This window comes from Paracoccus sp. TRP, from assembly GCF_000185925.1.
GTDB classification, from domain to species: domain Bacteria; phylum Pseudomonadota; class Alphaproteobacteria; order Rhodobacterales; family Rhodobacteraceae; genus Paracoccus; species Paracoccus kondratievae.
The window spans coordinates 184,359-202,137 of record NZ_AEPN01000002.1; the positions used below are offsets into that span (position 1 = coordinate 184,359).

General features: G+C 62.8%; 21 protein-coding genes and 2 tRNA genes. 5 read left to right on the plus strand and 18 right to left on the minus strand.

Going from position 1 to position 17,779, the window contains the following annotated elements:
- Nucleotides 1-8 precede the first annotated feature (8 nt).
- Nucleotides 9-923 carry a DMT family transporter gene (locus tag PARACOCCUSGL_RS0102155; protein ID WP_029371332.1) on the minus strand — a complete coding sequence of 305 codons (915 nt, stop codon included), beginning with the start codon at nt 921-923 and terminating at the stop codon, nt 9-11.
- A gap of 39 nt (nt 924-962) precedes the next feature.
- Nucleotides 963-1,562: a LysE/ArgO family amino acid transporter gene (locus PARACOCCUSGL_RS0102160; RefSeq protein WP_010392566.1), complete on the minus strand. Its 600-nt coding sequence runs from the start codon at nt 1,560-1,562 to the stop codon at nt 963-965.
- 84 nt (nt 1,563-1,646) lie between these two features.
- On the opposite strand from PARACOCCUSGL_RS0102160, the gene PARACOCCUSGL_RS0102165 reads away from it, so the two are divergent.
- Entirely contained in the window at nt 1,647-2,516 is an 870-nt protein-coding gene (locus PARACOCCUSGL_RS0102165) for a LysR family transcriptional regulator ArgP (RefSeq protein WP_029371334.1), read from the plus strand.
- 31 nt (nt 2,517-2,547) lie between these two features.
- Here PARACOCCUSGL_RS0102165 and PARACOCCUSGL_RS0102170 read toward each other — a convergent pair whose 3' ends face one another.
- The 10 genes from PARACOCCUSGL_RS0102170 to PARACOCCUSGL_RS0102215 form a co-directional block, all read right to left on the minus strand.
- On the minus strand, nt 2,548-3,288 hold the full coding sequence (locus tag PARACOCCUSGL_RS0102170; protein ID WP_010392569.1) for a YebC/PmpR family DNA-binding transcriptional regulator: 741 nt from the start codon (nt 3,286-3,288) through the stop codon (nt 2,548-2,550).
- A 38-nt stretch (nt 3,289-3,326) separates the two neighbouring features.
- A complete protein-coding gene (locus PARACOCCUSGL_RS0102175; protein ID WP_010392570.1) occupies nt 3,327-3,599 on the minus strand; it encodes a ribbon-helix-helix domain-containing protein in 273 nt (90 codons plus the stop codon).
- Nucleotides 3,592-3,801, minus strand: coding sequence for a DUF4169 family protein (locus tag PARACOCCUSGL_RS0102180; protein ID WP_010392572.1), 210 nt, complete (start codon nt 3,799-3,801; stop codon nt 3,592-3,594). The genes PARACOCCUSGL_RS0102175 and PARACOCCUSGL_RS0102180 overlap by 8 nt, the downstream gene beginning before the upstream one ends.
- A gap of 2 nt (nt 3,802-3,803) precedes the next feature.
- Nucleotides 3,804-5,198, minus strand: coding sequence for a class II fumarate hydratase (gene fumC, locus PARACOCCUSGL_RS0102185; protein ID WP_010392574.1), 1,395 nt, complete (start codon nt 5,196-5,198; stop codon nt 3,804-3,806).
- Nucleotides 5,199-5,283: 85 nt separating this feature from the next.
- Nucleotides 5,284-5,838 carry a class I SAM-dependent methyltransferase gene (locus tag PARACOCCUSGL_RS0102190; protein WP_010392575.1) on the minus strand — a complete coding sequence of 185 codons (555 nt, stop codon included), beginning with the start codon at nt 5,836-5,838 and terminating at the stop codon, nt 5,284-5,286.
- Between the two features lie 82 nt (nt 5,839-5,920).
- Nucleotides 5,921-6,385 carry an SspB family protein gene (locus PARACOCCUSGL_RS0102195; RefSeq protein ID WP_029371339.1) on the minus strand — a complete coding sequence of 155 codons (465 nt, stop codon included), beginning with the start codon at nt 6,383-6,385 and terminating at the stop codon, nt 5,921-5,923.
- A gap of 176 nt (nt 6,386-6,561) precedes the next feature.
- Nucleotides 6,562-6,638, minus strand: a tRNA-Asp gene (locus PARACOCCUSGL_RS0102200).
- Nucleotides 6,639-6,665: 27 nt separating this feature from the next.
- Nucleotides 6,666-6,742, minus strand: a tRNA-Asp gene (locus PARACOCCUSGL_RS0102205).
- Between the two features lie 142 nt (nt 6,743-6,884).
- A complete protein-coding gene (locus PARACOCCUSGL_RS0102210; RefSeq protein ID WP_010392579.1) occupies nt 6,885-7,736 on the minus strand; it encodes a PRC-barrel domain-containing protein in 852 nt (283 codons plus the stop codon).
- Nucleotides 7,737-7,896: 160 nt separating this feature from the next.
- Nucleotides 7,897-8,997: an anhydro-N-acetylmuramic acid kinase gene (locus PARACOCCUSGL_RS0102215; RefSeq protein ID WP_010392581.1), complete on the minus strand. Its 1,101-nt coding sequence runs from the start codon at nt 8,995-8,997 to the stop codon at nt 7,897-7,899.
- A 58-nt stretch (nt 8,998-9,055) separates the two neighbouring features.
- Here PARACOCCUSGL_RS0102215 and tyrS point away from each other — a divergent pair, with 58 nt between their 5' ends.
- Nucleotides 9,056-10,300, plus strand: a complete 1,245-nt coding sequence (tyrS, locus tag PARACOCCUSGL_RS0102220) for a tyrosine--tRNA ligase (protein WP_010392584.1) — start codon at nt 9,056-9,058, stop codon at nt 10,298-10,300.
- A gap of 45 nt (nt 10,301-10,345) precedes the next feature.
- Here the strand turns inward: tyrS and PARACOCCUSGL_RS0102225 are convergent, their stop codons facing one another.
- From PARACOCCUSGL_RS0102225 to PARACOCCUSGL_RS0102245, 5 genes are all read right to left on the minus strand, one after another.
- Nucleotides 10,346-10,906 carry a DUF2585 domain-containing protein gene (locus PARACOCCUSGL_RS0102225; RefSeq protein WP_010392585.1) on the minus strand — a complete coding sequence of 187 codons (561 nt, stop codon included), beginning with the start codon at nt 10,904-10,906 and terminating at the stop codon, nt 10,346-10,348.
- A 56-nt stretch (nt 10,907-10,962) separates the two neighbouring features.
- The gene (locus PARACOCCUSGL_RS0102230; protein WP_010392587.1) at nt 10,963-11,418 is read right to left on the minus strand and encodes a YaiI/YqxD family protein; all 456 of its coding nucleotides are present in this window, start codon (nt 11,416-11,418) and stop codon (nt 10,963-10,965) included.
- A 256-nt stretch (nt 11,419-11,674) separates the two neighbouring features.
- Entirely contained in the window at nt 11,675-11,890 is a 216-nt protein-coding gene (locus tag PARACOCCUSGL_RS22330; RefSeq protein WP_010392589.1) for a hypothetical protein, read from the minus strand.
- Nucleotides 11,891-12,472: 582 nt separating this feature from the next.
- Complete coding sequence (locus PARACOCCUSGL_RS0102240; RefSeq protein WP_369750402.1) at nt 12,473-13,042, minus strand: peptidylprolyl isomerase; 570 nt, start codon at nt 13,040-13,042, stop codon at nt 12,473-12,475.
- Between the two features lie 22 nt (nt 13,043-13,064).
- Complete coding sequence (locus PARACOCCUSGL_RS0102245) at nt 13,065-13,574, minus strand: peptidylprolyl isomerase (protein ID WP_010392591.1); 510 nt, start codon at nt 13,572-13,574, stop codon at nt 13,065-13,067.
- A 166-nt stretch (nt 13,575-13,740) separates the two neighbouring features.
- Between PARACOCCUSGL_RS0102245 and pgk the strand changes: the two genes are divergently transcribed.
- From pgk to ftsY, 3 genes are all read left to right on the plus strand, one after another.
- The gene (pgk, locus tag PARACOCCUSGL_RS0102250) at nt 13,741-14,937 is read left to right on the plus strand and encodes a phosphoglycerate kinase (RefSeq protein WP_010392592.1); all 1,197 of its coding nucleotides are present in this window, start codon (nt 13,741-13,743) and stop codon (nt 14,935-14,937) included.
- 283 nt (nt 14,938-15,220) lie between these two features.
- Complete coding sequence (locus PARACOCCUSGL_RS0102255) at nt 15,221-16,150, plus strand: class I fructose-bisphosphate aldolase (protein WP_010392593.1); 930 nt, start codon at nt 15,221-15,223, stop codon at nt 16,148-16,150.
- Between the two features lie 132 nt (nt 16,151-16,282).
- Nucleotides 16,283-17,365, plus strand: coding sequence for a signal recognition particle-docking protein FtsY (gene ftsY, locus PARACOCCUSGL_RS0102260; RefSeq protein ID WP_010392595.1), 1,083 nt, complete (start codon nt 16,283-16,285; stop codon nt 17,363-17,365).
- A gap of 3 nt (nt 17,366-17,368) precedes the next feature.
- Here the strand turns inward: ftsY and PARACOCCUSGL_RS20190 are convergent, their stop codons facing one another.
- The gene (locus tag PARACOCCUSGL_RS20190; protein WP_010392597.1) at nt 17,369-17,737 is read right to left on the minus strand and encodes a hypothetical protein; all 369 of its coding nucleotides are present in this window, start codon (nt 17,735-17,737) and stop codon (nt 17,369-17,371) included.
- Nucleotides 17,738-17,779 lie beyond the last annotated feature (42 nt).

The following is a 17,779-nucleotide window of genomic DNA, read 5'->3' on the forward strand; positions in this document are numbered from 1 at the left end:
GGGCATGTTCAGCTTTCCCGCGTCGCGCCCGCCAAAGGTGTGATCGCGCGCTGACGCAACCGCGCCTCGCGCCAGGTGATATAGCTGATCGCACCGATCATGATCGCGCCACCGAGCAGCACCCAGATCTCGACCGGCTCGCCAAAGGCCAGCGCCCCAAGCAGGCTGGCCCAGATCAGCTGCAAAAAGGTTATCGGCTGGGTGACTGTCAGCGGCGCAGCGACAAAGGCGCGGGTCATCGCATAATGCCCGGCCGTCGCAAAGACCGCCGTGCAGGCCAGCACGGCATATTGCACCAGCGTCGGCTGTATCCAGACCAGGGCCGCAATCGGTGCAAGACCGACGCAGACTGTCAGCGACATCATCGCCACGACTACGGTTGCCGGCACCAGCTCTGACAACCGCTTCGCCACCAGATAAGAAGAACCAAAGGTCAGCGCCGCACCAAGCTGGGCGAAATGCCCCGATTCAAGCGCGCGAAAGCCGGGGCGCAGCACAATCATCGCCCCCGCCAGCGCCACACCGATGGCCAGCCCCCGCCGCCAGGAAATCCGCTCTCCCATCAGCAGGGCCGCGCCCAGCGTCACCATGATCGGGTTTAAGAAACCAATGGCGGTGACCTCGGCCACCGGGATGCGAGCCATGGCATAGAACCACAGGATCACCGCCACAACATGCAGCGCCCCGCGCAGGGTGAACAGCGCCCAGACACGCGGCGCAAAACCTTGTCGCAGCGCCGGCCACAGTACCGGGATCAGGAACAACAGGCCAAAGGCAAAGCGGATAAAGGCGTTTTCAGCAGCGGGCAGGTCCTGCCCCAGCCAGCGCACCGTACCATTGACACCGACAAAGCACAGGCCAGCTGTCAGCATCCACAGGATACCCGACAACTCGCTGCGAGTGACTTGAGAAAGCCTGATCATCCGGCCAGCCTTGCCCTCTAAGACGGGGCAGCGCAAGGCTCAGCCGTTAAGGATCAGCCCCAGCGCAATTGACCACATGATGACCCCCACCAGCGCGTCAAGCACCCTCCACGCGACCGGGCGCGCAAACAGCGGGGACAGCCAACGCGCGCCATAGCCAAGCGCGAAAAAGAACAGCACCGAGCCCGAGGCAGCCCCGAACGCAAAGCCCGCCTTGCTATCCCATGAAGCCGAGACCGAGCCCAGCAGCACCACAGTGTCCAGCCAGACATGAGGATTCAGCCAGGTCAGCCCTGCCAGCACCAGCAGCGTGGCCCCCAGCCCGGCCGTCCTTCCCGACCCGGCTTGCAAGGCCTCGCCACCCCGCCATGCGGCACGAAAGGCACGCGCGCCATAGATGATCAGAAAAGCCGCCCCACCCCAGCGCATGGCCTGCAAAAACCACGGCGCCCGGGCAGCAAGCGCCCCTGCCCCCATCACCCCTGCAACGATCAGGATGGCGTCCGAAAGCGAGCAGAATGCGCAGGTCGCCAGCACATGCCGGCGCATCAGCCCCTGTTTCAGCACAAAGGCATTCTGCGCCCCGATGGCAACAATCAGCGACAGCCCGGTTCCCAGACCGGCAAGATAGGCACTCATGGTTTTCTCCTTTGTGCCCGTTGTCTTGCTCCAAGGCTGTCGTTCAGGCAAACTCAAAATCCTTATGTAGATTCAGGTATTCTAATGATGGACTACGCGGCCCTGTCCGCCCTTGCCGAAATCATCCGCCGCGGCAGTTTCGAAGCGGCGGCAGCGGCACTGGGCGTAACGCCCTCAGCCGTGTCGCAGCGCATCAAAGGGCTGGAAGAGCGGCTGGGACAGGTGCTCATCCATCGCGGACCACCCGCGACAGGGACCGAAACAGGTTTGCGACTGATGCAGCATCTGGATCAGGTGCGACTGTTGGAAAGCACACTCGCGGCCAGTCTGCGCCCGGCTGGCGGGCCGGCGGTGCTGCGGCTTGCGGTGAACGCCGACAGTCTTGCGACCTGGTTTCTGCCCGTGCTGACGGCGCTGCCCTTGCTTTACGATCTGGTGGTCGATGATCAGGACCATGCCCGCAACTGGCTGCGGCAGGGCCAGGTCTCGGGCGCGATTTCATCCGAGCCGGTACCGGTACCGGGTTGTGACGCAATCGCCTTGGGAAATATGCGCTATCTCGCATTGGCGACACCCGATTTCATCGCCCGTTATTTCCCCGACGGCGTGACCGAGGCCAGCCTGCGCACCGCCCCGGCCATCATCTTTAATGCCAAGGATGCGCTGCAATCGCGCTGGGTACAGCTTGCCACCGGCCGCAGGCTGCATGTCCCGGGCCACCTGATCCCGGCATCCGAGCCCTTTGCCCGCGCGGTCGAGCTTGGCCTTGGCTGGGGCATGATTCCCGAAACCATGGCTGAGTTGGCGCTACGTGCAGGCCGCATGCAGCCTTTGCGCCCTGATCTGCCGCTGGACGTGCCGCTGTACTGGCATGTGCAACGCGCGATGGCCCCGGCACTCGCCCCTCTGACCGCCGAGATAAGAAAAAGGGCCGCAGCAGACCTGCGACCCTGATCCGTTTTGACTTTCCGACGCAGGGAAAGGATCAAAGCTGGGCGGCGACATCCTCGGGAATGTCAAAATTCCCGGTGACGTTCTGGACGTCGTCGTCGTCTTCCAGCGCCTCGATCAGCTTCATCAGCTTCTGGGCGGTTTCCAGATCGACCTCGGTCGGGGCCTGCGGTTTCCAGATCAGCTTGGAGTGTTCAGATTCGCCAAGACTGGCCTCAAGCGCCTGCGAGACTTCGGCCAGATCGGTATCCGAGGTGTAGATCCAGTGGCCATCTTCATCGCTTTCGACGTCCTCGGCCCCGGCCTCGATCGCGGCCATCATCACCGTATCGGCGTCCCCTGCTTCGGGCTTGTAAAAGATCTCGCCCTTGCGGTCGAACATGAAGCTGACCGAGCCGGTCTGACCCAGATCGCCGCCATGTTTGGTGAAATAGCTGCGCACATTCGATGCGGTGCGGTTGCGGTTGTCCGTCATCGCCTCGACGATGATGGCGATGCCGTTCGGGCCGTAACCTTCGTAACGGATTTCGTCATAGTTCTCGGCGTCGCCGCCTTGCGATTTCTTGATCGCGCGCTCGATCACGTCCTTGGGGACCGAGTTCGTCTTGGCCTCTTTGACCGCAAGCCGCAGACGCGGGTTCTTTTCCGGGTCGGGATCGCCCATCTTAGCGGCGACGGTGATCTCTTTGGCCAGCTTTGAGAACAGCTTCGAGCGGATCGCATCCTGCCGCCCCTTGCGGTGCTGGATGTTCGCCCATTTGGAATGGCCTGCCATGGTTCTGTCCAAATCCTGTGGATGTATTGCAGGCGCTTTTAGTCAGCACTCCCCAGTCCTGCAAGCTTTTGCCTTAGCGCGGCCAGCACATATAACCGCAGCGCGGTGGCAAGCCCCACTTCGGGCGGGCGCGCAGCGTCGATTTCAGCAATCAGCATGGCGGTAGTGCGCTGGCTCTCACGGGCCAGATCGCGCAGCTCGCGCCAGAACCCCTCTTCCAGACTGACCGAGGTGCGATGCCCGCCAATGGTGACCGAGCGTTTGACCGGGGCCGTCAGGACCGGCAGCAACAGCGGCGGCCGATCAGTCATTGGCGTCCTCTGGCCGGTCGCGGCGATGCTGGTCAAGATGACGGGCCATACGTTCGGCCGCCTGTTCTTCGGCCAGCCGGGCCGCCTTGCTGCGACCGAATTTCGCTGCGTTCTCTTCACCCTGACGACGCGCAGCCGCACGGGCGGCGGTTTTACGCGCCGCCCGCAGGTTGATGACCTTGCCGGAATCCGGGCTGGTCAATTTCAGTCTTCCGGACCGATCATCTGCTCGGGGCGGACAATCCGGTCAAAGGTTTCGCCATCGACAAAGCCCAGGTTGATCGCCTCTTCGCGCAGAGTGGTGCCGTTCTTATGCGCGGTCTTGGCCACCTTGGTCGCATTGTCATAGCCGATGGTCGGAGCCAGCGCCGTCACCAGCATCAGCGATTCCTTCATCAGCTTGTCGATGCGGGCGATATTCGCCTGCGTGCCGACGACCATATTATCGGTAAAGGACGAAGCTGCATCGCCCAGAAGCTGCATGCTTTGCAGGACGTTGTAGCTCATCATCGGGTTATAGACGTTCAGTTCGAAATGGCCCTGGCTGCCGGCAAAACCGACGGCAGCATCATTGCCCATCACATGCGCGCAGACCATGGTCAGGGCCTCGGCCTGGGTGGGGTTCACCTTGCCCGGCATGATCGACGAGCCGGGCTCGTTCTCGGGCAGGATCAGTTCGCCCAGACCCGAGCGCGGCCCCGAACCCAGCAGGCGCATGTCGTTGGCGATCTTGAACAGTGATGCCGCCACCGTCTTGAGCGCGCCCGAGAACATGACCATCGCGTCATGGGCAGCCAAAGCCTCGAACTTGTTCGGGGCGGTGACAAAGGGCAGGCCCGAGATCTCGGCGATCTTGGCCGCGATGGACGTGTCCCAGCCCTTTTTCGTGTTCAGCCCGGTACCGACCGCCGTGCCGCCCTGCGCCAGTTCATAGATATCGCCAAGCGCGGCTTTCACACGCTCGATCCCTTTGGCGACCTGGTGGGCGTAGCCGCCGAATTCCTGACCCAGCGTCAGCGGCGTCGCATCCTGGGTGTGGGTGCGTCCGATCTTGATGATGTCCTTGAACTCCTCGGCCTTGGCGACCAGCGCCTTGTGCAGCTTTTCCAGACCGGGCAGCAGCACGTCACGTGCCTGAAGGGCGATGGCCACATGCATGGCCGTCGGGAAGGTGTCGTTCGACGACTGCCCCATGTTCACATGATCATTCGGGTGAACAGGCTTTTTCGAGCCCATCTCGCCGCCAAGGATTTCGATGGCGCGGTTGCTGATGACCTCGTTGGCGTTCATGTTCGACTGGGTGCCCGAACCGGTCTGCCAGACGACCAGCGGGAAGTTGTCGTCAAACTTGCCTGCAACCACTTCCGAGGCAGCTTGCACCATGGCCTTGCCGATCGCCGGGTCCAGCTTGCCCATGGCCATGTTCACCTCGGCCGCGGCCTGTTTGATGATGCCCAGCGCCCGGATGATCGGCACAGGCTGTTTTTCCCAGCCGATCGGAAAGTTCAGGATCGAACGCTGCGTCTGCGCCCCCCAGTACTTGTCGGCAGGAACCTCCAGCGGGCCGAAGCTGTCGGTTTCGGTGCGGGTCTTGGTCATGTCGGATACCCCTTGCGATTTTGCCGGCCTTGTAGCCCCGAAGCGCCAGATTCGCAAATAGTATGCGAAAGTATGCAGTTAGCGCTCATGCTCCCTGACGAAAGACATAGACGCGGGCTGGGGGCAAATTCGCCCAGATTCTAGGGCTTTTCACATGGGTCAGGTTAAAGCGCGCCCGCACCACCTCGGACAGCGGGGGCCGCGGACCATAGGTGATCTGCACGAAAGGCGCGCCCCGTTTCATCCTCGACAATGCCGCACCTACGATTGCCGCTTGCAATGCATCAGGCATCAGCAACGTCGGCACGCCCGAGATCACTGCATCCAGTTCCCGGTACCCGACGTTGACCATCTCTTGCGCAGGCAGGTTGTGGACAACGGTACGGGGAAAGCGTTGGCGCAGCCGGTCGCAGAACGCGGCGTTCAGCTCATAAAGCTCCAGCCGTTCAGGGGACAGGCCCGACGCAAGAATGGCGCGGGTGATTGTGCCGGTGCCCGCGCCGATTTCGGCCACGGCCTCCATCTGCCGGGTGACGGGCCGCGCCATCTCATTCGCGGCTGCGCGCCCGGTTGGAACGATGGCACGGATTTCAGAGGGACGGCGAAGGAATTGGCCAAGAAACAGCGACAGATCGGACAAGCGGAAACCTCCTGCTAGCAAGCCGGTCTCCGCCTTTATTACCTGGCCGTTACAGTGATGTGACGTTCAGGCTGGTGCGGAATCATTTGCGCCATTTGTCGAGGCTGACCACCTCGGCACCGCCCTTTGGAGTATCGTCATCGGGCTTTTCGGGGGTGGCCTCTTCGGCCTCTTCCTCTTCATCCTCGTCTTCTTCGTGGTTTTCAAACCGCAGGCCGAATTCGACCGAGGGGTCCACAAAGGTCCGCAGGGCGTCAAAGGGGATGTAAAGCGGCTCGGGCGAGTTGCCAAAGTTCAGCGTGACGCTGAACCCATCCGGCGTTACCGAGAGATTGTCAAACCAGTGCTGCAACACAATGGTCATTTCCTCGGGGTAACGCTCGCGCAGCCAGTCAGCCATCTGCACGTCCGAATCGCGGGTGTCGAAGGTGATAAAGAAATGATGCTCACCGGGCAGCCCCTCACGCGCCACCGAGTCCAGCACATCCGCAATCAGCCGCTGCATGGCCCGATGCATCATTCCGCCGTAATCTATTCCGCGTGCCATGGCGTCCTCCGTCGTGCTTGGGGGCCAGCATAGGGAATTGGGACGGCTTGAAAAGCCCCTAGCGACAACCTCAGCGTGGCAAACGCTGTCGCCGTTCACGCCTGCAGGCGGCGGAAAACCTGTAGCAAGGCAGTACTTGCGCGGATCGAAAAAATTCTGGGATATCAGAGAGAAGATGGCGCGGTTGACGGGGCTCGAACCCGCGACCCCCGGCGTGACAGGCCGGTACTCTAACCAACTGAGCTACAACCGCGCATCGTTTCGGCGATATATGTGGTGGTGGCGCGGTTGACGGGGCTCGAACCCGCGACCCCCGGCGTGACAGGCCGGTACTCTAACCAACTGAGCTACAACCGCGCAGACCACTTTCCCCGGATCGCCGTCCGGGGTGCGAGGGGGTTTACGCATGGGGGCGCGTGGCGTCAAGGCCGATCTTGTGCAAAAAACAAATGGGCGCCCCGAAAGGCGCCCCGCTTTGTGTCAGAAAAGGTGTGCGGCCTTACTTTCGCACGGTCTTTACGTCGAAATCGGGCAGCGCCTCGAGCTCGGCTTTGGTGTAATTGGTGGCAAAGAAAGTGTCATTGCCGATGGTCACCAGATGGATCGCATCCTTGCCAAGCAGCACTTTCTTGGCACCGATTCCCAAAAAGCCCCCGATATCGGCGATATAGCCGACGACCTGGCCCGAATCATCCAGCACGATATCGTTCACCTTGGCGATGTCCTGCCATTCGGCCGGACGCTCTTCGACCGCAGGATCAACCCATTCGGTGGTCGAGGGCTGGTTGGTGGTCCAGATGCGACGGCTGGTCAGCCAGCTCGACAACACGCCGGGATCAGCCTCGGAAATCGCGGGCGGATTGACGTCGGGCGGAGCGACCACAGCCTCGGCAGCCGCTTCTCCCGCGGCAGCAGCGTCGTCCGCAGCAGTGGCGGCGGCGTCAGCGGCACTATCAGCCGCCGCGGCAGCATCCTCGGCCGCATCAGTGGCGGCATCCGCAGCGGCATCGCCCATCCCGGTCGCGGCATCCGCCGCGTCATTCGCAGCATCGGCGGCCGCGTCACCCGCCTCGGCCGCAGCGTCGGCGGCGGCATCCGCGGCCTGACCCGCGGCATCGCCTGCCTCGGCCGCCGCTTCAGCAGCAGCCCCGGCAGCATCGTCTGCCGCATCGGCTGCGGCAGCGCCAGCGTCTTCGGCGGCCTGCATGGCCTGATCAGCAGCATTCTCGGCTGCGGTAGCGGCGTCCTGAGCCTGCTCGGCCGGAGTCACGGGCAGCGTCGCCGGTTCGGTTTGCGCAAAGGCAGGACCGGCAAGGGCCAGCGTGGTGGCAGCAATGACAAGAGGTTTCATGGACGTTGTCCTTTCCGGTTGTCGTTGTCTCGAACGGCGCACGCGCCGTCATTACGTTCGTCCAACGCCCCTGTCAGAGGCATCGTTCCCCCCAGAGTGGTGCTGGAATGATCACAAGGCGGAAATCCGCCCGTGAGCGGTGGCGTCACCCGGTCCCGTTTTAGCGACGGCGCGGATGGCTGATGCGACCACCGCAAACCGGCCCGGGTGCACCCGTGGTGCCAGGACCCGAGGTCGGCAGCCCCCGCAACACCCGCACTGCGAGCCAGCCAAAGGCCTGCGCCTCAAGCATGTCCCCGTCGAGCCCCGCGTCCTCGACCGGCGCGACATGGGCAGGCAGCCTTGCAGATAGCGCCGCCATCATCGCCGCATTGTGACGCCCGCCACCGCAGACAAGCACCCGTTCCACCGGGGTCAGCGCCGCCAGCCCCGCCGCCACCGCCGCCGCCGCCGCATGGGTCAGAGTCGCCGCCGCATCGGCATCCGAAAGCCCCGCGACCTCGGCCACAAGAGCGGGAAAGGCGTCGCGATCAAGCGATTTGGGCACCGGTCGGGCAAAATAGGGATCGCACAGGAAACGGGCGATAACCTCTTCGGCGGGCGTGCCTTGCAACGCAAGCTGACCGCCCTCATCCCTTGCCAGCCCGTGACGGGCGCGCATCAGGTCATTGATCGGCGCATTGGCGGGGCCGGTATCAAAGGCAATACAGCCCCCCGGTGCCTCGGGCGATGCAGCGGCTGGATCAACCAGTGTCAGGTTGCCGACGCCGCCAAGGTTCAGAAACGCAACCGGCGCGCGCGGCAAAAGCCCCTGCCCCATTGCCCATTCCGCGCAGGCCCAGTGGAAAAAGGGGGCAAGCGGCGCGCCTTCGCCGCCCTGTCGCACGTCCTCGGAACGGAAATCCCACACCACGGGCCGGTCAAGCAGTTGCGCGAGTGCCGCGCCGTCTCCGGCCTGATGTGTGCCACGACCGCCCGGATCATGGGCAAGCGTCTGGCCGTGATAGCCGACCAGCTCGGCCTCGGGAAAGGTTTCGGCCAAGGCCGCATGGGCCGCAACGGACAGCGCAGCGGCCTCGGCCACATCAGGCCCGCCCGGCCATTGGCCAAGCGCGGCGTGAAGCAACCCCGCCTCATTATCCGAATAACCGCGCCACGTGCTGCGACCAAAACCAGCGATACGCTGACCGTCCGTTTCGATCACCGCCGCATCCACCCCGTCAAGCGAGGTTCCCGACATCATCCCCAGCGCCCGGATCATCGCGCTTTCCCTTCGCTGTTTCCCCCGGTATATCCGCGCCAGTGGAAAGGAACAGCCCATGACATATCGTGCCAAATCCGATTTTCTTAACGTGATGATCGAGCGTGGCTATCTGGCAGACTGCACCGACCTGCAGGCGCTGGATGAGGCCCTGATCAACGGAGCGGTGACGGCATATATCGGCTATGACGCGACCGCGGCCAGCCTGCATGTCGGGCACCTGCTGAACATCATGATGCTGCGCTGGTTCCAGAAAACCGGCAACCGTCCGATCACCCTGATGGGCGGCGGCACCACCAAGATCGGCGACCCGAGCTTTCGCTCGGAAGAGCGTCCTTTGCTGACGCCCACTCAGATTGATGAGAACATCGCCGGTATGAAGCAGGTCTTTGCCCGCTACCTCGATTATGGCGAGGGGCGCGCGATGATGCTCAACAACGCCGAGTGGCTGGATAGTCTGAACTACCTCGATTTCCTGCGCGACATCGGCCGGCATTTCAGCGTGAACCGGATGCTGTCGTTCGAATCGGTCAAGTCCCGGCTTGACCGCGAACAGTCGCTAAGCTTCCTCGAATTCAACTACATGATCCTGCAGGCCTATGATTTTCTTGAACTGCACCGCCGCTATGGCTGCCGGCTGCAGATGGGCGGCTCGGATCAGTGGGGCAATATCGTCAACGGGATCGACCTGACCCGCAGGGTGCTCGACGCCGAGATCTGGGGCCTGACCTCGCCGCTGCTGACCACCTCGGACGGGCGCAAGATGGGCAAGTCGGCGGGCGGGGCTGTCTGGCTGAATGGCGCGATGCTGTCGCCCTATGAGTTCTGGCAGTTCTGGCGCAACACCACCGATGCCGATGTCGGCCGCTTCCTTAAGCTTTATACCGAGCTGCCGGTGGATGAGTGCAACCGTCTGGGCGCGCTGTCCGGGTCGGAAATCAACGCCGCCAAGATCATCCTTGCCAATGAGGTGACGACGCTGCTGCACGGGGCCGAGGCCGCCGCCAGCGCCGAAGCCACCGCACGTCAGGTCTTTGAACAGGGTGGCGCCGGCGGCGATCTTGAGGTGGTGACGGTCAGCCCCGACGCTCTGGCGGCCGGGCTGACGGTGGTGCAGCTGCTGACCCAGACCGGCATCACCACCTCGGGCAAAGAGGCCAAGCGCCTGATCGCCGAAGGCGGGCTGCGGCTGAACAACGAGGCTGTCTCGGACCCCTTGCTTGCGGTTGACGCGGCGCTGATCGGGGATGGGCTCAAGGTCTCGGTCGGCAAGAAAAAGCACCGTATGGTGCAAATGGGATAACCCAAAAGGCCGGCAGAAACGCCGGCCTTTTTCATCACCCCGCCCTTAGCCCGCCTGCCAGACCCGTACCGCCTCAAGCGGCCAGACCAGCATCAGCACATTCAGGATCAGCCCGTCGCGGATCAGCCAGGTAGTCAGCGCCTCGAACCCCAGAACCAACAGGACAGAGGCCCAGACCGGCAAGCGCGAGGCCAGCATAAAGCCCAGCACCATCGCCAGAATATCCGCGACCGAGTTCAGCACGCTGTCGCCATAATAATCGAGCGAGATGGTCACCGAGCGATAGCGTTCGATGATCGCATCCGAGTTCTCGACCAGCTCCCATGCCGCTTCGACCAGCGTGGCGATGGCCAGTCTCCAGCCAAAGCTGATCCGGCGCGCAACCAGCCATAGTCCCGCATAGAACAGGATGCCGTGGATGATATGAGAGGGCGTGTACCAATCCGCGATATGCTGCGAATTTTCAGAGGTCATGGTCTGGCCATACCACAGCTTGATATGGCCACATTTGCAGATCGGCTCGCGTCCGATCCACAGTAACCAGGCCGCAGCCAGAAGGATGATGAAAAAGGTGGCCCAGTAAGGGGCAAGGCGGCGTGTAAACATAAAGGAAACTCAAATCATTCTCGCGGCCCGCTGTCCATGGGGTGAATCGCGACGCCTCAGCCTGCGCGCAGCGCCGCCGCCATCACCCTGTCCAGCGCCTGCAAAAAGCGCGCCCGCTCGGGCTTGCCAAAACTTCCGCCCCGACCCTGATGAAAGGGATCGGCGGCGCGGATATCCTGCATCAGATCGCGCGTCGCCAGCCTGGGACCGATATTCGTCGCGGTCAGCACCTCGCCGTCGTGCTGCACCACCTGCGCCCCGGCCTTAATGCAGCGATCCGCCAAAGGCAGGTCAGAGGTCACCACCACATCGCCCCGCCCACAATGCGAGGCGATCCACCGGTCCGCTGCGTCCAGCCCTTCTGACACGATCACAAGCGAGACGAGCGGATTGGCCGGAGGCCGCAATCCGCCATTGCAGACCAGCACCATTGGCACGCGCAGCCGGGTTGCGACCCGTTCGGCCTCGGCCTTGACCGGGCAAGCGTCGGCATCAATGTAAAGCGTCGTCAACGGGCTCTCCGTTCAGAGGAAATGGGGTCTCTGCCCTGCGCCTCAGGCGGCGCGATGGCGGTTTCGGGCGATTGCCGTGATGCAGCCGAGGTTTCTCACGCCTTCTTTGCCTGCAAAAGATAGGTCATGGGGATCGGCGCCTCTCACCCCTCATAAATGTCATATCCGGGTTCCCGTATCGAGTGTCCGAATTCCTTTAGTGACGTAATAGCCAGTCCGGCCACGGCACAGGCGTCACGATTTCGCCAAGCGTATGTCAAAACCAGTAACCAGTGGCACCAGCGCCATGATCTATGCCGTCATATGAGATCAGGCCGTCCTCTTTGATCGGGTCTTTATGGAAATAGCAGATAGCAGGCTCATGCAGCATGGCGCTGTCTGGGTCGAACATTTGCATGGCAGGGTGGGTTTCATAAATTACCAGATGGCCACCCGGAGAAAGAAGCTTGGCGACGATCTGAAAGAACCCCATCAAGGGCGGAAATCCAGTTCAGCACGCCAATTGCGATCAGAACCAGATCAAAGGTGCCGATGTCCTTTGGCAGACCATATATATCAGCCTTGATCAGGCGAGGTTTCAGGCCGACCTCCGCTGCAAGAAGCCTCGCCTGCCCAAGAAAAGCGCCTGACTGATCTATACCTGCCGACGGCTGAATGCCTGGTGACACCAGCGATAGCAGTTCACGGGCACTATTGCGTCCCGCCTGAACCGCCGGTTTCCATCAAGGCCAAGGGTCTGGATTGTCCCTGTCAGCACCTGATCCAACACGGAAAATCCTGACTGGACGGCTTGCTCTAAAAGTCGCTTCCATCTCTCTCCCTGCCCGTGCAACGAGGCGGACGCATCCCATCCAGCCTTGTTTGCGGCTGTGAATGATGTGATCGGGTCCGTCATGACGAATGCTTCTCGGCAATGACAGCGTTACGAACCCGCCCGAGGGTTAACGGAATATGGGCGCAGAGTAGCGGCTGAAACGCCTCAGGCTGTCCGGGCAGATATCTCCCGACAAAAAAAAGCCCCGCACAGGCGGGGCTTTCGGGTCTGTTGGCGGTTTTATTCCGCGACCGTCACCTTGACCATGTAATCAGGATCGACCACCGCGCCATTGGCGGCCGGATCGCCCTTTTTGACCGCGTTAAGCACATCCCAGCCGTCGATCAGCTGACCAACCACGGTATATTGCCCGTCAAGGAAGGTCGCCGGGGCCAGGTCGATAAAGAACTGGCTGTTGGCGCTGTCCGGGTCCTGCGAACGGGCCATGCCCACGGTGCCAGCCTGAAAGCTGACATCGTTGAACTCGGCTTTCAGGTCAGGCAGGTCCGAACCGCCCATGCCGGCGCGGGCGGTGTCGCCGCCGTGCTTGCCGAACTCGACATCGCCGGTCTGGGCCATAAAGCCGTCGATCACGCGGTGAAAGACCACCCCGTCATAGGCACCCGATTTCGCCAGCGTCACCAGACGCTCGACATGTTTCGGGGCCTTGTCGTTATAAAGGTCCAGCACGATGCGGCCCTTGGGATTACCCTTGGAATCGGCAACCTCGATCACAAGGTTCGGCCCCGGACCGTCGGTCACCCCCGGCAGCCCCTCGGCCATGGCGGTATGGGCGGCCATGCCAGCCATCAGCGATGCGGAAAGCAGAACCTTACGCAACATCGGCCGCCACCTTTACCGAGATCATCCGGTCGGGGTTCGCCGGCGGCTCGCCGCGAGCGATGCGGTCCACGTGCTCCATCCCCTCGATGACGCGGCCGTAAACGGTGTATTGGCCGTTCAGAAAGTGGTTGTCCTTGAAGTTGATGAAGAACTGGCTGTTGGCCGAGTTCGGGTTCATCGACCGCGCCGCGCCCAGCGTGCCACGGTCATGTGGCAGACGCGAGAACTCGGCCGGCAGGTCCGGCAAGTCCGAACCGCCGGTCCCCGCGCGCGAGGGGTTCCAGCCGTTTTCCATATTGGCATGTTCGACATCACCGGTCTGGGCCATGAAGCCCTCGATCACGCGGTGAAAGGCCACGTTGTCATATTTCCCGGCGCGGGCCAGCTCTTTCATGCGATCGACATGTTTCGGCGCAACATCGGGCAGCAGCTCGATCACCACCGGGCCGTCCTTCAGCTCGATGATGACCGTGTTCTCGGGATCCTTGATCTCGGCCATGGGGGTCTCCTTCTGATGGCTTGGGCAAAGGCATAAGCGTTTCGCCCCGCCCAGACAACGCCACCATTTGCCGAGGCGATCCCCCGCCGGCGCTGGTTGACGAAAATGTCATGATGCAGGAAAACAGCGCCGGGGCGGCGGAGCCCAGCATGAAAGGGACGAGAGCATGGCGGATTTCAACACGATCGACGACCTGGATCTTGACGGCAAGGTGGTGCTTGTCCGCGTGGACGTGAACGTCCCGGTCGAAAATGGTCAGGTCACCGACGCTACCCGGATCGAAAAGATCGTGCCGACCGTCAAGGATATTCAGGCCAGGGGCGGTATCCCGGTGCTGCTGGCCCATTTCGACCGCCCCAAAGGCAAACGCGTCGACAGCATGAGCCTGAAAGTCGTCGTTCCGACGCTGGAAAAGGCGCTTGGCCAGCCGGTGAAATTCTCGGAAGAGGCCATCGGCGGCCCGGCGAAACGTGCCGTCGCCGATCTGGCCAGGGGCGATGTGCTGCTGCTGGAAAACACCCGCTTCTATCCGGGCGAGGAAAGCAACGACCCGACCTTTGCCGCCTCTCTGGCCGCGCTGGGGCAGGCCTATGTTAACGACGCCTTCTCGGCCGCGCATCGCGCCCATGCCTCGACCGAAGGGATCGCGCGGCTGCTGCCCGCCGCCGCCGGCAGGCTGATGGAGGCCGAGCTGAAGGCGCTGGACGCCGCGCTTGGCAATCCGCAGCGCCCGGTCGTCGCGGTGGTCGGGGGCGCCAAGGTCTCGACCAAGCTCGACCTGCTCGGCAACCTCATCGAAAAGGTCGATCACCTCGTCATCGGCGGCGGTATGGCAAACACCTTCCTCGTCGCTCAGGGGATCGAGGTCGGCAAATCTCTGGCCGAACGCGACATGGCCGATACAGCGCGTGAGATTCTGGGCAAGGCGGAACAAGCCGGATGCACCATTCACCTGCCGGTGGACGTGGTTGTCGCGCGCGAGTTCAAGGCGGGTGCCGAGAATGAGACTGTGGCGGCGGATGCCTGCCCGGCCGATGCCATGATCCTGGACGCTGGTCCGGCAACGGTGGCCAGGATCACCGAAGTCTTTGACACCAGCCGCACGCTGATCTGGAACGGCCCGCTTGGCGCCTTTGAGATTCAGCCCTTTGACGCAGCGACCAATGCCGCCGCGCAAGAGGCCGCCCGCCTGACGCAGGAAGGCAAGCTGATCTCGGTCGCCGGTGGCGGCGATACGGTGGCAGCCCTGAACAAGGCAGGCGTGGCAAGCAGCTTTACCTTTATCTCGACCGCCGGGGGCGCGTTCCTTGAGTGGATGGAGGGCAAGGAACTGCCCGGCGTCGCTGCCTTGCAGAAGCGCTGAAACCGCAAGGATGGGATCAGGGGCCGCAATGGCCCCTTTTTTCCTATCTGTCAGCCCCGCATCCCGGCACGCCCCCTTGCGAATCTCCTGGATGGTCACAGACAGGGGAAAACCCGGCGCGGCGGAAATCGTGGCCAAACCCCGACAAAAATGGCACGCACTGTGCCTTCTTTCCCGACAGGCAGGCGGGGTCCGGCCTGACAGATGCGCCGTTAGCGCAATCTGAATTGCCCTTGCCAACCGGTCTGCTAATCACCGCCTCAAGTCAGAAATGGAGTTCCCGATGCAGATGACCGATACCGTCCGCAAGATCCTCGCCAATTATGAAGGCGAAGCACCGGGCGTGAAGGCCCAACTGGCCCGCATGCTGATGACCGGCAAACTGGCCGGCACCGGCAAGATGATCATCCTGCCCGTGGACCAGGGGTTCGAACATGGGCCGGCGCGCAGCTTTGCCCCGAACCCTGCCGGCTACGACCCCCATTATCACTATCAGCTCGCCATCGACGCCGGGCTGAACGCCTATGCAGCGCCGCTGGGCATGATCGAGGCAGGTGCCGACACCTTTGCCGGCCAGATCCCGACCATCCTCAAGGTGAACTCGGCCAACTCGCTGATGTCGGACACCGCCGGCAAGAACCAGGCGATCACCGCTTCGGTCGATGATGCGCTGCGGCTGGGCTGCGCGGCCATCGGCTTTACCATCTACCCGGGCAGCGACATGGCGCTGGACATGATCGAAGAGATCGTCGAGATGCGCCGCGAAGCCGCCGCCAAGGGTGTTGCGACCGTGATCTGGTCCTATCCGCGCGGCGAAGCGATCTCGAAAGACGGCGAAACTGCGATCGACATCGCGGCCTATGCAGCCCAGATCGCGGCCCTGATCGGTGCGCATATCATCAAGATCAAACTCTCGACCGATCACCTTGAGCTGCCCGAGGCCAAAAAAGTCTATGAATCCAATGGTATCGACATTTCGACCCAGGCCAAACGGGTCGAACACTGCATGCAGGCCGCCTTTAACGGCCGCCGTCTGGTGGTGTTCTCGGGCGGTGCTGCCAAGGGCGCGGATGCGGTTTACGACGACGCTCGCGCCATCCGTGACGGCGGCGGCAACGGCTCGATCATCGGCCGCAACAGCTTCCAGCGTTCGCGCGAAGATGCGCTGCAAATGCTGCAAAAGCTGGTCGATATCTATCTGGGCAAAGCCTGATCTCAGGCCCCCGGCGAGGAAGATATCCCCGCGGAATATCTGGTCGAAACAAGCGGCGTCCCTTGCGGGGCGCCCTTTTCCTTTGGGCCAAGATTGCCTAGTCTCTGGCCCGACAGACAGAAGGATGGGTGCATGTCGTTTTTCTCAAAGCTGCGCGACCGGTTGACGCGATCCTCGTCGAAGATCGGCGCGGGGCTGGAGGATATCGTCTCGGACGGAGCTGCACAGACCCAGCCACCGGCTTCCGAACCGGCCCCCGCCCCGGCAACCCCAGCCGCGCCCCCCGCCCCGGCACCGGACACCGCCCCGGCGGCTGAAGCCGAGACCCGGCCCGGCGTTCTGGGTCGTCTGTTTGGCCGCGCCACAGCCCCCGCCGAACCCCGGCGCGAGCTTGACGATGCGATGCTGGAAGAGCTGGAAGAGATGTTGATCCAGGCCGATATGGGCGTCGAGACCGCGCTGCGCGTCACCGCGAATATCGCTGAAGGCCGCATGGGCCGTCGCGTCTCGGCGACCGAGCTGAAAGAGCTGCTGGCCAATGAGATCACCCGCATCATGACGCCGGTGGCCAAGCCCCTGCCCATCTATCCCAAACGGCCGCAGGTGGTTCTGGTGGTGGGCGTTAACGGCTCGGGCAAGACGACGACGATCGGCAAGCTTGCCAGCCAGTTCAAAGCGGCGGGCAAGAATGTCGTGATCGCCGCAGGCGATACATTCCGCGCCGCTGCCGTCGAGCAATTACAGGTCTGGGGCCAGCGCGCCGGCGTGCCGGTGCTGACCGCGCCCGAAGGGTCCGACCCTGCAAGCCTTGCCTTTGACGCCATGACCAAGGCCGAGGCCGAGGGCGCGGATCTGTTGATGATCGACACGGCCGGACGGCTGCAAAACCGTCAGGACCTGATGGAAGAGCTGGCAAAGATCGTCCGCGTCATCCGCAAAAAGGACCCGTCAGCCCCGCATAACACCCTGCTGGTGTTGGACGCGACCACGGGCCAGAACGCGCTGAGCCAGGTCGAGATCTTTCAAAAGCTGGCCGATGTGTCGGGTCTGGTGATGACCAAGCTGGACGGCACGGCGCGCGGCGGCGTGCTGGTGGCGCTGGCCGACCGCTTTGGCCTGCCGATCCATGCCATCGGCGTCGGCGAACAGATCGACGATCTGGACGCCTTTGACGCCAGCGATTTTGCCCGCGCCCTGGTCGGACTGGACAGCTAAAGCTTACGGCTTGACCAGATGCGCGTCGGTCCGGGTATCCTCGGCCGGGGCGACATTGCCGACCGGATCAGCCTCGGGCATCGTCACCTCTTGCGGCGGGGTAAAGGCCGCGGTCAGCTCGGCGGTCTTTTCCTGTTTGTCATAGATGCAGACATAGCGGTCGGCCGCCCCATCCTCAAAGGCGGTAATCAGCAAAGCCGCGCCATAGCTTTCCGAGCCAAAGGGGTTGACCTCAATCATGGTCTCGCCCTCTTGGGGGGCAAGCGCCGAACAGGCGGTCTCGACATCCTTGCGGAACTGTTCCCACTCGGCCTCGGAAGAGGCAAGCGCGGGGCCGACGGACAAGAGCAGCATCAGGATGGCGTGGCGCATCGGCTTTCTCCCTTTTCGTGCGACAAACCTAACGCGCCAGAA

Coding starts and splice junctions, on each gene's coding strand:
- PARACOCCUSGL_RS0102155 (WP_029371332.1), bottom strand. CDS start 923: ATGATCAGGCTTTCTCAAGTCACTCGCAGCGAGTTGTCGGGTATCCTG.
- PARACOCCUSGL_RS0102160 (WP_010392566.1), bottom strand. CDS start 1,562: ATGAGTGCCTATCTTGCCGGTCTGGGAACCGGGCTGTCGCTGATTGTT.
- PARACOCCUSGL_RS0102165 (WP_029371334.1), top strand. CDS start 1,647: ATGATGGACTACGCGGCCCTGTCCGCCCTTGCCGAAATCATCCGCCGC.
- PARACOCCUSGL_RS0102170 (WP_010392569.1), bottom strand. CDS start 3,288: ATGGCAGGCCATTCCAAATGGGCGAACATCCAGCACCGCAAGGGGCGG.
- PARACOCCUSGL_RS0102175 (WP_010392570.1), bottom strand. CDS start 3,599: ATGACTGATCGGCCGCCGCTGTTGCTGCCGGTCCTGACGGCCCCGGTC.
- fumC (WP_010392574.1), bottom strand. CDS start 5,198: ATGACCAAGACCCGCACCGAAACCGACAGCTTCGGCCCGCTGGAGGTT.
- PARACOCCUSGL_RS0102195 (WP_029371339.1), bottom strand. CDS start 6,385: ATGGCACGCGGAATAGATTACGGCGGAATGATGCATCGGGCCATGCAG.
- PARACOCCUSGL_RS0102210 (WP_010392579.1), bottom strand. CDS start 7,736: ATGAAACCTCTTGTCATTGCTGCCACCACGCTGGCCCTTGCCGGTCCT.
- PARACOCCUSGL_RS0102215 (WP_010392581.1), bottom strand. CDS start 8,997: ATGATCCGGGCGCTGGGGATGATGTCGGGAACCTCGCTTGACGGGGTG.
- tyrS (WP_010392584.1), top strand. CDS start 9,056: ATGACATATCGTGCCAAATCCGATTTTCTTAACGTGATGATCGAGCGT.
- PARACOCCUSGL_RS0102225 (WP_010392585.1), bottom strand. CDS start 10,906: ATGTTTACACGCCGCCTTGCCCCTTACTGGGCCACCTTTTTCATCATC.
- PARACOCCUSGL_RS22330 (WP_010392589.1), bottom strand. CDS start 11,890: ATGGGGTTCTTTCAGATCGTCGCCAAGCTTCTTTCTCCGGGTGGCCAT.
- PARACOCCUSGL_RS0102240 (WP_369750402.1), bottom strand. CDS start 13,042: ATGGCTGGCATGGCCGCCCATACCGCCATGGCCGAGGGGCTGCCGGGG.
- PARACOCCUSGL_RS0102245 (WP_010392591.1), bottom strand. CDS start 13,574: ATGGCCGAGATCAAGGATCCCGAGAACACGGTCATCATCGAGCTGAAG.
- pgk (WP_010392592.1), top strand. CDS start 13,741: ATGGCGGATTTCAACACGATCGACGACCTGGATCTTGACGGCAAGGTG.
- PARACOCCUSGL_RS0102255 (WP_010392593.1), top strand. CDS start 15,221: ATGCAGATGACCGATACCGTCCGCAAGATCCTCGCCAATTATGAAGGC.
- ftsY (WP_010392595.1), top strand. CDS start 16,283: ATGTCGTTTTTCTCAAAGCTGCGCGACCGGTTGACGCGATCCTCGTCG.
- PARACOCCUSGL_RS20190 (WP_010392597.1), bottom strand. CDS start 17,737: ATGCGCCACGCCATCCTGATGCTGCTCTTGTCCGTCGGCCCCGCGCTT.